11 protein-coding genes are annotated in these 14,021 nt (G+C 45.9%); 4 read left to right on the forward strand and 7 right to left on the reverse strand.

Features of this window, described 5'->3' with window-relative positions; genetic code table 11:
• Positions 1–265: 265 nt before the first annotated feature.
• Positions 266–1,534 (reverse strand): hydroxymethylglutaryl-CoA reductase, encoded by a 1,269-nt coding sequence (locus J4N37_RS24810; protein ID WP_252042707.1) that lies wholly within the window; start codon positions 1,532–1,534, stop codon positions 266–268.
• A 541-nt stretch (positions 1,535–2,075) separates the two neighbouring features.
• Complete coding sequence (locus J4N37_RS24815; RefSeq protein ID WP_252042708.1) at positions 2,076–3,089, reverse strand: helix-turn-helix domain-containing protein; 1,014 nt, start codon at positions 3,087–3,089, stop codon at positions 2,076–2,078.
• A gap of 149 nt (positions 3,090–3,238) precedes the next feature.
• Here J4N37_RS24815 and J4N37_RS24820 point away from each other — a divergent pair, with 149 nt between their 5' ends.
• Genes J4N37_RS24820 through J4N37_RS24835 form a run of 4 tightly spaced genes read left to right on the forward strand, consistent with a single transcriptional unit; the run spans position 3,239 to position 7,170 of the window.
• Positions 3,239–4,360 (forward strand): HlyD family secretion protein, encoded by a 1,122-nt coding sequence (locus J4N37_RS24820; protein ID WP_041052960.1) that lies wholly within the window; start codon positions 3,239–3,241, stop codon positions 4,358–4,360.
• Entirely contained in the window at positions 4,350–5,363 is a 1,014-nt protein-coding gene (locus J4N37_RS24825; protein WP_017189078.1) for a DUF2955 domain-containing protein, read from the forward strand. Before J4N37_RS24820 ends, J4N37_RS24825 begins: the two co-directional genes overlap by 11 nt.
• 29 nt (positions 5,364–5,392) lie before the next feature.
• Entirely contained in the window at positions 5,393–6,514 is a 1,122-nt protein-coding gene (locus J4N37_RS24830) for an AI-2E family transporter (RefSeq protein ID WP_252042710.1), read from the forward strand.
• Positions 6,511–7,170, forward strand: coding sequence for a potassium channel family protein (locus J4N37_RS24835; RefSeq protein ID WP_009705362.1), 660 nt, complete (start codon positions 6,511–6,513; stop codon positions 7,168–7,170). The genes J4N37_RS24830 and J4N37_RS24835 overlap by 4 nt, the downstream gene beginning before the upstream one ends.
• 67 nt (positions 7,171–7,237) lie before the next feature.
• On the opposite strand, the gene manA is transcribed toward J4N37_RS24835, so the two are convergent.
• The 5 genes from manA to uhpT all read right to left on the reverse strand — a co-directional run bounded on the left by manA (position 7,238) and on the right by uhpT (position 13,728).
• Positions 7,238–8,461, reverse strand: a complete 1,224-nt coding sequence (gene manA, locus J4N37_RS24840; RefSeq protein ID WP_252042711.1) for a mannose-6-phosphate isomerase, class I — start codon at positions 8,459–8,461, stop codon at positions 7,238–7,240.
• A gap of 118 nt (positions 8,462–8,579) precedes the next feature.
• On the reverse strand, positions 8,580–9,920 hold the full coding sequence (locus J4N37_RS24845; protein WP_252042712.1) for an MFS transporter: 1,341 nt from the start codon (positions 9,918–9,920) through the stop codon (positions 8,580–8,582).
• A 5-nt stretch (positions 9,921–9,925) separates the two neighbouring features.
• The gene (gene uhpB, locus J4N37_RS24850; RefSeq protein ID WP_171357279.1) at positions 9,926–11,425 is read right to left on the reverse strand and encodes a signal transduction histidine-protein kinase/phosphatase UhpB; all 1,500 of its coding nucleotides are present in this window, start codon (positions 11,423–11,425) and stop codon (positions 9,926–9,928) included.
• The gene (gene uhpA, locus J4N37_RS24855; protein WP_045367819.1) at positions 11,425–12,033 is read right to left on the reverse strand and encodes a response regulator transcription factor UhpA; all 609 of its coding nucleotides are present in this window, start codon (positions 12,031–12,033) and stop codon (positions 11,425–11,427) included. The genes uhpB and uhpA overlap by 1 nt, the downstream gene beginning before the upstream one ends.
• Before the next feature lie 297 nt (positions 12,034–12,330).
• Complete coding sequence (gene uhpT, locus J4N37_RS24860; RefSeq protein ID WP_045388798.1) at positions 12,331–13,728, reverse strand: hexose-6-phosphate:phosphate antiporter UhpT; 1,398 nt, start codon at positions 13,726–13,728, stop codon at positions 12,331–12,333.
• Positions 13,729–14,021: the final 293 nt, after the last annotated feature.

Consider the following 14,021-nt stretch of genomic DNA (forward strand, 5'->3'; position numbering starts at 1 on the left):
TTTAGCGGGTGCGTGAGACAAATACTAAAATCAAGGCTTTCGTTAGTTCAAAAAAACGAGGTAAAAGATTGAAACAACCGTATAAAAACGTGATCTAAGCATCAATTAATTTTATGTAAACAATAAGTATTGGCGGGCTATTTAACGGCGTGTTGGGGGCAAAAACCATCATGCAAAAGCATTAATTACTTTAGCTGATAGCTCATTTTTCAGGCTGAGGGATAAGGTAGGCAGCACTTCGCGTGCTACCTATACAACAAAGTAATCAGTTACTTTTTCTGGCGAGCTTATGATGTGCTCGAGAAAAATGATCGGCACAGAATGCGCCAACAATGGAAAGCTCACCTGCCAAGCATAGGCCAGCAGCGACTTCTGCTAACGCTTTTGCTTTGCCATTACCATGCAGACCAAGTATATCCAAACACGCTTTTTGAGTTGGTAGGCCAGTACCACCGCCTACAGTACCAACCATAATGTTTGGTAAAGTGACTGACGTATACAAGTTACCGTGAGAATCCACATCCATTCTAGTAATACCAACCGCAGATTCTGCAACGCACGCTGCATCTTGCCCGCAGGCGATGTACAGAGCGGTGAGGGCATTAGCGTAGTGCGCATTAATACCGATAGTGCCGCTTAGCAATCCACCAACGGTATTCATTTTGCCAAATTTCACCATCGCCTCTGGTGTGGTGTGCAGGTATTTCTCGATCAAAGCTGCAGGAATCGTCACTTCAGCTGAGACTTTTTTACCGCGCACAGAGCGTAAAGTGTGGGCGTTGGCTTTTTTATCACCAGACAAGTTACCGTCAAGGTAAGCATCAGCCGGCGCGACTGGACTGTGTTCAAGAATGTAATGGAAGACTTTGTGTGTCGCGATGGTCACCATGTTCTGGCCAGACGCGTCGCCCGTTACGTATTCAAACACTAAGTAAACATGATTGCCTTCGATGTTAACGTTGATGTCTTTCAGCTTGCCGTGCGTGGTGGTGGATTCCGCTTCTTTACGGAAGATATCGTATTGAGTGACCACCCAACTTACGAACTGCGCTGCTTCTGCAAGTGATTGGAAACCAAACACCGGAGTACGACTGACGCCTTCGCTGATCAGAAGTGTACTTGCACCACCAGCTGCGGTAATCAAGTTCGCGCCGCGGTTATAAGAAGCAACAAGCGCGGCTTCTGTTGTTGCGAGTGGTACTAGGTAGTCGTCATTCGCGAACAAGCCGTTAATACGTAGAGGCCCAGCAACACCGACAGGGACGTTAACGGTACCAATAAAGTGTTCAATGTTGTTGGCGTATTGGTCGTAATGCGATTGTGTGAAAAGATCCAGAAGAAGATCTTTGTCCGTCATGGATTCGAGTACTTTCCAACGGCGTTCAATGTGCTTTTCCGTCAGACCCGCACTGAGGCAAAGTTTCTTTTCTGGCTTGTGGTATTTCGGTTCTAATGCCGATTGTACTTTTTCGCAGGTTTCATTATCAGAGAGTGCAGAGCTATTCCTTGCGCTGTCTAAATTTAATTTCGGCATACAAACGTTTCTTTATTCATTTGGTTTGGAATTGTAGTGATACAAAACGTGATTACAATCCCGCGTATACGTTTTGCAACAAAAGGCTGCTCAGCTTCAAACTGATGAACATTCGGCTTGACCAATAGATAGAACGTTATCCATTGGCTGACAAAAACGACATTCTGGCTAGCCAATGCAGTATATTGTTGAAAAATATATAAAAACCAAGATAAGCACCTGGCTTAGAAGTAAAACGCAATGAACAAACCACCGAATGTCTTCTTATTGTAAAAATTGTGCAAAGTGGGCGAACTACCCTAATTTGAGACTTCAAATAATGAGATTGGAATGTGGTCGGGTGGCGTAAAATGGTAAATAACTTGGTTTGCGCCACGGCATAATAGCCGCACGTTTTCAATTGAGGGTAACGTATGATTGTTTACTTTCGAGTTCAGGACGTAGAAGTGCTGTGTGATGAAATAGACCTCGCAACACTGATGCAGGCCAAGCTCAAACAATTACCAAGTACCAAGCCTCAAATGGACTGAGCAGTATAACGTCACGAAGTGCTGGATGCGTTTAGCGCAATAGATTGTTTATACACTTTAGGAGATAACCCGGACACTCTTTTAAAGGCGCGCGAAAAGTGCGAAATACTGGTGTAGCCAAGTTGATTGGATATATAAGTGAGAGAGTGTCCTTCTTCCATCAATTCGCAAGAAACAGAGAACATCAATGACTCTTTAATATGCCGAAAAGAAGTGCCTTCATTCTTTAACTTTCTTTGAAAGGTTCGAACAGAATAGCTCAGCAACTGAGCCGCTTCTTCTATCGACAAATTACGCTCTCGCACATAAGGGCGAAGGAGTTCAAACACGCTATCGGTAAAACTTGTATGCCACTGGATCTGACTCGGTTCAGCGCCTAACTGTGAGTCCGATATTTGGATTGGTACGTTAAGAATGTCCGCGGGAATGTAAACTCCGGTTTTCTCTTGACCCACAAATATCTGGCACTGGCTAGGAACAACACTTTTTACGATATCACTGTTACTGCCTTGCAGGCGTACCTTGCTTGGATACCAAGCGGTTTTGGTCAAAATGCTGATGAGCTCAATGATGTAAATCACAGCAAATGCTTCTGACCAGTTAGCGATTTGTGTGTCTTTCTGTTCCGAATATCGACAGAACCAGGCGTGGCCATGATGGGTTTCGAAAGAAACGTTACTACCAGGCGAGTCTAAACTGAAGATTTCATCAATGTGCTGCATTGAATCGCCGATGGTTTTAAATGGTACAAACTGATGCAAGACATTGGGTATAACGCGGCGACGAAAGACTAACACCAATAAGTCGGTGAATCTCGTTACGCCAAGTTGGGAAGAAGTGAGATGAATTAAACGTTTTATCGATTCAGACGGAATGTAGTTGCTCTCGGTTTGGAATAAGTCCGCAGGTAAGCCAGCGTCACTAAGGAGTTTATGCTTGTCTAAGCCATAGTCAGCAAAGACTTCGACGAGGATTCGAGCATAGTTAGTTTGAATGACAGGTAGATGAAACGTTTGATTTGGCATTTTGGCGGATACTCCTTTATCACTGTTTTATCTTAGCGCATAACGCACGGTTTTAGATATAGCTCGCTATTTATTATTCAATTAATTGAAGGTTGAGCAGGACGGTATATTCTTAAAATGTTCAATCTATTCAATGGCAAGGGGATAACATGTCCGAGAACGAAAAACAAAAACAGCCAACGGAAGTGGCAGAAAACAAAGAGACGAATAAAAAAGACAAAGTAAAGACGGTCACCAACTATTTGCTTTTGTTTATTGTCGTCATGCTCGGGTTCAGCATTGTGTCAGACCGCATCATTCCAGTGACTGACAATGCACGTGTCAAAGGCTATATCGTGCCGATAAAACCTCAGGTTTCTGGCAATGTTTTAGATATTAAGGTTCGTCCGAACCAACTTGTTGAAGAGGGTGATGAGCTCGCCGTTCTCGACAAATCAGATTATGAAATTGCAGTAAAGCAAGCTGAAGAGAATCTGGAAATTGCTGGCCAGAACGTTGGTGCGCAAACCGCTTCAATCGCTTCGGCTCAAGCGAGATTAACTTCTGCGATTGTGGAGCGCCAAAACACCGAAGCGCAAGCCAACCGCGTTCTTGCCATGGCAGAGAAAGGGGTGGTGTCGAAATCGGATGCAGACAAAGCCAGAGCATCATTGGCAACGGCGAGAGCAAACGTAGTAAATGCAGAAGCGGATCTTGAAAAAGCGAAACAACAACTTGGCGCAGAAGGTGAAGAAAACAGCCAAGTCAAAGCAGCATTGCTGGCACTTGAGCAAGCTCAACTGAACTTAGAACGTACTGTGATTCGTGCGCCAACTCAAGGTGGTGTTTCGAACTTCAGTTTGACCGAAGGCTTCTACGCTTCAGCCGGTCAGCCAATCATGACGTTTGTGTCGACAGAAGACATTTGGATTGAAGCGTACTTCCGTGAAAACAGCTTAGGCAACGTTAGCATTGGTGACGAAGTAGAAATCGCCCTCGATTTTGTTCCCGGCAAAGTCATCAAAGGTAAAGTGAGCAGCATCGACTGGGGTGTCGATTGGGGACAAAACCAACAAGCGGGTAAGCTGGCGCAAGCCAACCAACAAACAGGCTGGTTACGCCAAACGCAAATGCTACCGATCGCTATCGAGTTTGATCGTGAAGAGGTAACGGGAATGCTACGTGTTGGCGGTCAAGCAGACGTGATTGTTTACAGCGGTGACAACTTCGTGTTCAACACCCTTGGCAAACTTTGGATTCGTCTACTGAGCGTACTGTCTTATGTCCGATAATCTGAGCATTGATAACGCAACTCAACGCCGGATTCTGCGCTTCACCATTGGTGTAGGTCTGGCGGTGTTTCTCGCTGCTTGGATTAATTGGCAACTGGCGTTTGTCGCGCCGGTATTTACCGCGAAGTTCTTGGTCGATAAGCCAAACCTTCATAGAGAAACGATTTACGAGTTGCTGCTGGCATTGATTGCCACCATGGGGTTGGGGTTGCTTCTTTCAGGAGGCATTACTCAGTACCCAATTGTTCTACTGATTGCCGTCGGTTTGATGATGGCATGGGGTTACTACTTGTTTACTGACCCCAAATGGAATCTGTTCGCGACCATTTTGTTGATTGCGGTGTTGATGTTGCCGTTTATGGCAATAAATAACCCAGCAATTTCTGTTGTGCTCGCGAGTGGCTTGGCAATTTCCGGTGCGGTATCGGTGGCGATTTTTGCCCTGGTTCATATTTATCTACCAGAGCCAGACAGTGAGTTCGCTGGTTATGCGGCTCCACCGATTGGTAAGGAGCAACGTTGGCATGCTTCATTTCGAGCCATGTTGATTTCGTTTCCTGTGGTGTGCTTCTTCTTTGTCTTTCAGATTTCAGAAGCGTTGCTCACTATGATGTTTGTCGCGTTGCTGTCTTTGATGATTACGTCAGAGAAGTCAGTCAAATTAAGCGCCTTCTTAATCATCAGTAACGGTATCGGCGGGATACTTGCCATCTTGGCTTTCTCGATTCTCGCCATTGTGCCAAGCATATTCTTTTACACCGCCTTTATTGCGTTATTGGCGGTATTGATAGGGAAGAAGATTTACACCGTGCCAGAGAAGGCACCGATATTCGCTACGGCGTTCAGTACCTTGCTTGTCTTGATCGGCAGCACGCTAATGAGCTCCGGAGATATCGACAGCAATACATTTATCCGAATCTTCCAATTGGTGTTGGTCGGGACGTACATGATCCTCGCATCACTCTTTTTGGAAACCCGACAATGGAAGTTTTTGCAAACATAACACTTAACAGACAGTGAAAAGGTAACGCTATGAAAGCTTCAAATGATTTCTCTAAACAGGCGATAGACGCCGCTATCAAGATCGGAGCCGTAGCGTTACTGATCTGGTGGTGTTTCTCTATCCTCAGTCCATTCATTATGTTGGTTGTGTGGGGCGGCATTATTGCCATCGCGCTCTACCCAGTCATGATGTCCCTTCACAATCGCTTAGGCATTTCAAAAGGTAAGGCGAGTGCGCTCCTCAGTACTATCGGTGTGCTGTTACTTTTAATCCCACTTATCGCGCTCTCATCCGGTCTTTATACCAGTGGTACCGAGGTCGTCACTGGGTTGCAAGATGGCACCTTAGTTGTACCCAAGCCGCAAGAAAGCCTGAAAGAGATCCCTGTGGTGGGCGACAAGCTGTTCGTAGCGATTAACTACGCATCGACCAACATGGAAGGCTTCTTGGTTAAGTATGGCGAGCAAGTGAAAGGCTTCCTTTCTCAAGCGGCATCTATTGTTGGCTCGGTAAGTGGTGGTTTCATCCAGTTCATTATTTCGACCATGATTGCAGGTGCGTTCATGAGCAATGCTGAAGTGTGCCAGAAAGGCTTTACCAAGCTGGCTGATCGCCTCACCAACAAGAAAGGCGAAGCGTTGATTGATCTTTCAAAGTCGACTGTTCGCAGTGTCGTTCAAGGTGTGATTGGCGTTGCGCTGATTCAATCTGTCATGGCGGGTGTTGGTATGGTCGCGGTTGGTGTTCCTGCTGCTGCGCTTTGGATGGTTGCTGTGATTCTGGTTGCGATTGTTCAGTTGCCTCCGATTCTAGCTTTGATTCCTGCGATCATTTACGTGTTTAGCGTCGAATCGACACTGGTTGCTGGCATCTTCCTCGTTTGGTGTATTTTGGTGAGCGCGAGTGATGCGGTACTGAAACCAGTACTTCTAAGCCGTGGTTCTGACACGCCGATGCTTGTGACCCTGTTGGGTGCACTGGGTGGTATGGCAATGTCTGGTATCGTAGGTCTGTTTGTTGGTGCCGTGGTACTGAGTCTGACTTACCAGTTGATGGTGAACTGGTTAGATGAAGATGACGCGGAAACAAACAAAGCACTGAGCATTGAGCAAAGAGCGAAGGAGGAAGACAAAGTAGAGGTGGCATCATGAAACCGATGACCAGGGAAGACAACTTCTACTTTTTGTTTTTCGCACTCATTGCGCTGTTTTTCGGCTGTGCTGTGATGCATCAGTTTTATCCAGATGGGCAGGAGTTTGTTCTTGCTCTTTTGGTGGTGACACTAGGTGCTTCGATTGCTGGTATCAACAAGAAGAACAAAACCAACCGAACATGGTATGGCGTGCTACTGATTGTGGCCGTCATCTCCTATGGGATGTCGTTCTTAGAGCATTTAGATCTGTCTATTTTGACGCTAGGTGCGTTATTGGTGTTCTTGTTTTCGCACATATACTCGGCGCTAAAGCAGGTAGTATTAACCAAGTCGGTAACGACAAACCACATCATCGGTTCGATTTGTATCTATTTATTATTGGGGCTTGCGTGGGCGGTGATCTACTTGTTGGTGTTGGAGTTCTTCCCGAGCTCTTTCACAGGATTAGAAGCAAAACCTTGGCTGTCGAACTTGTTTAATGCCTTGTACTTCAGCTTTATCACGTTGACGACGGTGGGCTATGGTGACATTTCACCAACGGTTCCAGTGGCTCAGTTCTTCGTTTTCTTTGAAGCGATAGTCGGGAGCTTTTACTTAGCTATCATGGTGGCAAGTTTGGTGAGTATTCGTTTGGCTCAAGCACAGAGTGAGTAAACAAATGAATGGTTTGAATGGCGGAGCTGAAAAGTCTCCGCCATTTTTGTTTTAAGAGGAAATGAACTTAGCCATTAAATGCACGAGCTACGCGACCTTCACAGCTGAGCGTGTAGTTCCCTACATAAGCAGGGATGAAAGCCGATTGCCCTTTGCCAAGCACCAATGTTTCGCCGTTTTCTGCAAGCAGCGTTACGTCCGCATCGATTGGCATTAAGATTTCTGCACTGGTCATCTCGACTTGTTGATCTTTTGGCTCTTGGAACACAGAGAACTTGAAGTCTTGTACAGGGACAGGGAAGTTGTGCTCACAGTCTTTGATTTCTGCTTTGGTTAGCAGCGTGTTCATTGGCTTTGGAATAAAGTCGGTACACTTAACCAGTTCCTCCACATCCATGTGTTTTGGTGTTAAGCCAGCGCGAAGTACGTTGTCTGAGTTCGCCATGATTTCCAGACCAGTGCCTTTAATGTAAGCATGAGGTGTTCTTGCGCTCAGGAACATGGCTTCACTGGGTTTAAGCGTAATAACATTCAGCAGTAATGGGGCAAACAAACCCACGTCATTCGGGTATTGCTCTGCAAGGTCTAAAATCAATTCGCACACAGGGCGTACTTGGTTGGCTGCTGCGTAACTTAATAAGTGATCCACTGCGTTAGCCTTGCGTGCCTCTTCCATGGAAAGAATCTCTACGAAGAACTGACACAAGCCATCTTGGTTGGGGTTGCGCTCAAACTGTTCTAGGTAGCCGTTGATTTCAGGAATGTCACACTGGCGGAACTGAGCGATGATTTCATCAAATGGACGAAATCCGTTCATCGCTTGGTATTCAGTAAGGGCGTAAACCAGCTCTGGCTTGTGGTTAGCATCTTTGTAATTACGATTGAATGCACTCAGCGGTACACCTAGCTGTTGTTCTTTTGCATAACCGAGCTCCGCATCTTGCTTGTTTGGGTGCACTTGAATAGACAAGGCTTTATCTGCTGCAAGAATCTTGAAGAGGAAAGGTAGGTCACCAAATACTTCAGCCGTGCTTGGGGATAGAAACTCTGACGGATCTTGTTTGATCAATTCTGATAGCGAAACAGTTGTACTTGAAGCGTCAGTGTTTCCTTGTGTGACGATAGAGCAACCGTTCGGATGCGTGCCCATCCAAACCTCGGCTTGAGGTTGTTGATCTTCGTTAGCAAAGCCAAACAAATCGTGGATAGCCGTGCGACTTCCCCAGTCGTAGTTTTGGATCTTATTGTCCATTTTGAAGAAGCATTTTGATGAAATAGTATTCGAATTCATGAATTTTACCCGTAGAAAACCCTCCGAACTGAATCGGAAGCAAAAAATAGTGGAGATTGGACGGGTGAGCGGTTAACTCACCCTAAGAGGTGTAGAAGTCGCTTCTACAATCAGATGTCTACAACCTAAGCTTGGGAGCCAGCGGCTTTCTTGAAGGTTGAGCCTGTAAGAATGGCAATAACAACAAGCCAATAACGGCTGCGCATACCGAGATGGTGATAAAGAATCCAGTCCAGCTGTATTCTTCAAGAATCAATGCCAATGGATAGCCAGAAAGAGCGGCACCCATGTAAGCAAACAAACCAACAAAGCCCGTTGCAGCACCAGCGGAGTCTTTGTGTGAACATTCCGCTGCTGCCATACCGATCAACATTTGTGGACCAAATACGAAGAAACCAATCGAGAATAGCCCAGCAGCTTGGAACGCAAAGTTAGTTAACGGCATCAACCACAGTGCAGCAACAGATAGGAATATACCTGCGGCAAACAATAGGTTCATTGGACCTCGGTTACCACCGAACAGTTTATCCGAGCCCCAACCAGCCACCAGAGAACCAACAAAGCCACCGATTTCAAACATCGACAATGCCGCGTTAGCATTGATTAGACTGTAGTGGTGTTGTTCTGTCAGGTACAAGTTACCCCAGTCATTAATTGCGGTGCGCACGATATAAACCAGTACATAGCTGAATGCGAGCAACCAAATGTACTTGTTGTTGAACACGTATTGTTTGAGGATTTCTTTATAACTCAGACCTTGTCCGTGATTTTCTTGAGCGAGTTCTAACTTGTCATCTCGCCATTGACCAACCGTTGGTAGCCCTTGAGTGGTCGGTTTATCGCGCAAACGCCAACAAACAACCACACCAAGAATCACGCCGATAACGCCCGGTACGATAAAGCCTTCTCGCCAGCTGTAATGGAATGTAAGAAATCCAACGAGTAGGGGAATTAAAGCGCCGCCTACGTTATGGGCGGTGTTCCAAATTGCCCACAAGAAACCACGTTCTGAGCGCGAATACCACGTCGTAAGTAACTTAGAGCACGAAGGCCAGCCCCAACCTTGGAACCAAGCGTTCATCACCCAAAGAGCAGCGAGTGCAACCAAAGAGCTAGAGAAGCCAAATGCGATATTGATAAGGCCCGTCGCGATTAAACCGACACCCATGAAAAAGCGAGGGTTAGAACGGTCAGAAATGGTGCCCGAGATAAACTTCGATAAACCATAGGTGATGTAGAAAAGCGTACCTATCATACCGATATCGGCTTTATCTAAACCTAAATCAGCAATCATCGCGGGTGCAGCGTAGTTAAATGTTTTACGAGTGAAGTAAAAGCCGGCATAACCAAGATACATACCCAGCATGATGTGCAGACGCCAATAGCGATAGCGTTCATCCACTTGGCCTTTGCTAAGGGGAGCTTGGTTGTAGCTCGGAGACTGAAATAATCCAAACATGCTCGTTACACCTTAGGTAATGTGATGGCGATTTGAGTGCCATCCACATGATCGTTCAAAGAGTAGATATACATTTTGCCGCCAAGTGCTTGTACCCGTTCTTGCATGCCGCGAACGCCCATGCCTTTCATGCAGTCTTCGGTTTTGAAGCCAATGCCGTTGTCAGCGATGTTCAACGAAATGTTCTCGTCAATAGATAGCTCGATAACGATTGACGTCGCACACGCATATTTGGCTGCGTTGTTTAACGCTTCTTGACACAAACGGAATAGGGTGACTTTTAGCGTGTCGCCTAAAGACTCATAGTCACCTTGCCAATCAAGCACAACGCGAGTGCCATGATTGTCGAACTCCATTTCACGGGTTAACTGGTGAACGGAATCTTTTAAATCCAAATCATCGAGCATTTTCGGACGCAGTTTGCTCAGCAAATGTTTAGTGGTGTCATAAACATTGAGTGATAGGTTCTCGATCATGTCGGCACAACGTGTGTTCATTTCTGCGTTATCAACGCGCTTAATGATGCTCGCTTGGGTACGAATAGCCGTGATGTTCTGACCAATCTCATCGTGCAGTTCTCTTGCCACGTCACGACGAACCGATTCTTCCGCTTGAATGAGTTGTCGGGACAAGGTTTGGTTTCTCGACAATTCGCCACGAAGCTTTTGGTTAAGATCTTTTTGTTTCTGCACCGCTAAACCGAGCATGATGCCCGTTAAGGTTTGTGCCGAAAGGGACAACAGAAGGTCGGTGATTTCCAGATTCGAAACACCACTTCGCGCAGCAATCAGCGCAATACTATTTAACATGGTCGCAAGAAGAGCGCCTTGCCAGCCATAGCGTAGCGCCAGCACAATGATTGGGATTGCCATACAGAAAGGCGCGAAACGTTTTAACTCATCTGGCAAACTGGTTTGAACTAAAATGCTGGCAATCAATAGCACGCTATAAAGCAGAATATGACGAACTTTGAACTGAACTTCGTTGGCTAACAAATTCGAGGTCAGCGGTGACCAAGGGCTTTGGAAGAGGTAGTTCCAGAGTAGGTAACACATTGGCAGCACCAACAACCCCCCCGCAATGCTCGCTAACCACGCCATGTAGACAGATTGAACGTGATAACCAACCGCAAGTACGTTAATACAAGACGTCACGAGCAACACGACCGCCATCACCGCTAAATGCTGGTTCTGATCGCCTTTGTAATAACGCTTAGCAAAGTAAACAACCGGAATGCTTAGGAAACTGGCCACCAACACCATCAACCATTGTGGCTGCTCAAGAAGTAGAGCAAGTGCGACCGTCAGTCCCCATTCGGCGAGATAAATCGTTGCCCAATACTTTGTGCGCGTGTGCAGTGTTAACCCTAAACGTAATGCGAAGGGGAACAACAAGATCGCAAGCTCTGCATCGTTCACAAAGTAATAGGCGATCACCCACAGACAGAACCACGAGCATCCTGTCATGAATAAACCGCAAATAGAGGTGATGGTGTAGCTGCGCATTAAAATGACTCTTGCGAGAACAGTTTGGCGAGTTCAACGTTGTTCTTTACGCCAAGCTTATCCATAGCGTTTGCACGGTGAACGTGAACGGTTTTATGGCTTAATCCAAGCTCAGTCGCGATAGACTTTACATCCAAACCACGAGCCAGCAATTGGCACACTTCGTTTTCTCGGCGAGTCAGTTGAGTTAACGTCGCCGCTTTATCACTTGGTGTGGCGAGCTTCAACGCAATATCGGGCGTTAGGTAACAACCGCCTGAAGCACTGGTTCTGACTGCTTGAATCAACTCGTCAGGGCTGCAACGTTTACTTAGGTAACCTTTTGCACCGAGTTTTAGTGACTTTTCAACCATTGCGGGAGAGTCATGCACGCTAAGCATGACACAAGCAATGCCTGAAGGGATTTCGGAGAGTAGGGTAAGCCCACTTTCGTCTGCCATCGAGATATCTAGGATAACCACATCTGGCTTGCACGCAGGTAATCCCACTCGAGCTTCTGCTACCGAGCTAAATTCACCTACAACATTCATGTCTGTTTCGAGGCTCAGCAATTGAGCAAATCCAGAACGAACAATGACATGGTCATCAACAAGCGCTACGTTAATCATCTTAAATACCAAACTTCAGCAATACACAAACGAAAATGAGCTCAATACCAATCGGGATAAATAAGTGTTTATAAAATTGCGCAGAAAAAATCGCTTAGAGCGAGGCGGAGATTGCCGTTAGCTAGTTGCTCTAACTACAAAATTTCCAACAAAGCTATAAGTGATTTTAGCCAGCAAGAATAAACACCTATTTGTTTTGATTGGTATCTAAGCTCAATAAAAACCTACTATGATACTAAATTGACCAAGTTTATTTAATGATCTAGCGCGCTTTGACTGGCAAAGCGCGCTGTTTGATTAAGCTTGGTTTTCTGCGAGTTCAAGCTTCTTCTTGTTTTGACGAATCTTTTTCTCTTCTGCGATAGCAACGAAAGCAAGCAAAATAATACAAATCATTGCTGAGGTATCTAAGGCAGCGAATGTGCCTTTCCAACCCGTTAGACCAAAGATTGGTGTACCGTCTGCAATCATACCTAGACCCAATTTCGCGAAGCTGTCACCAATTAGGTAAGCGAATGTGCCTTTTACGCCGTCAGCCACACTGATTGCTTTCTTAGGAACAAAGCCAACCGCAGCAACACCGATAAGCAGTTGAGGACCAAAGACTAGGAAGCCAAGAACAAATAGTGACGCTAGGTACATGAACTCGCTGGTTGCGTGTTGGTAGAACTCAAGTGATACGATGATCAAACCCAAAGAAACACAAGCCACTAGCGCACGGCGACCATTAGCAAGGTCAGATAAGTAACCCCACATCAAAGTACCCACAAGCGCACCCACTTCGAATAGGGTAAAGCCAGAGATTGCTGCTTCTTTTGATAGACCAAGTTCTTGGTATGCGTAAACCGTTGACCATTGGTCTATACCGATACGCACGATGTAAAGGAAGATGTTTGCGAAGCAAAGTAGCCAGATCACTTTGTTTTTCAGAACGTACTCAACAAAGATCTCTTTCTTAGTCATTTGATTGCCTTCAGCCGCTTCGTCTTCTTCGCTGACTGCTTCATCAAATAGCTCTTCTACTTTACCTAGGCCGTAGGCTTCAGGAGAGTCGTTACCATAGCGCATACCGATGAAACCAACGATGATCGCAATGATAGAAGGGAACACGAACATGCCGATTACGTGACCGTCGAACAAGTAGTTTGCACCAAACAGAGCCACACCTGCAGCACCTGCGCCACCTACGTTGTGAGACATGTTCCAAAGACCTAGGTAAGAACCACGCTTGTTACGCGGTGTCCACTTAGTGATGGTCGAGTAACTAGAAGGACCACCAGTACTTTGGAAGAAACCACTTAGTGCGTAGAACGCCACCATCAAGAACAAGCTCGCGCTGCCACCGCCCATGCTGAAGCTGAAACCAAGCATTGCCAGACCAGAAAGGATAAGCATGAAAGGAAGGAACTGCTTGGTATTCTTACCATCGGCGTAGTAGGAAACCACGGTCTTACCGATACCGTAAGTGATCGAGAAACCCAGACCAATCAAACCTAGATCTGTCATCGACAAACCGTAAGTAGAAATCATGTCGTTTTGTGCGACGTTGAAGTTTTTACGGATCAGGTACATGGTCAAGTAACCAATGAATACCACTAGGTAAGATTGGATAAATGGTTTGAACCACATTTTTCTACGCGCTTCGACCGGAAGGTCTAGGGTAGGCTTCCGGACTTGTTCAAGGAATTTTAACATCGTGAACTCTCTTGTATTAGTGTGATGCACTTGCGTGCTCGCTTTCTTTTAACTGTCGGCGATTGTAGAGAGTCCTCTTTTGAACCACATGAGAGGAGGGCTTAGATCGACTAGGAAAAATTCCTAGAAAACGATTGCTGATTACGAAAGCGTGAAAATCATCACATTCATAGAAGTATAACTAGCGCTTAAAAAGCGGATAGAACGTAACTGTGGCGTGAACTGGCAAGTATTCGTTCTGGCGCTGATCTATGTTGAAGGCCGATATTGGTGGGCTTGTTTGTTCGGAGTGA

Source organism: Vibrio sp. SCSIO 43153 (assembly GCF_023716625.1).
Taxonomy (GTDB): Bacteria; Pseudomonadota; Gammaproteobacteria; order Enterobacterales; family Vibrionaceae; genus Vibrio; species Vibrio rotiferianus.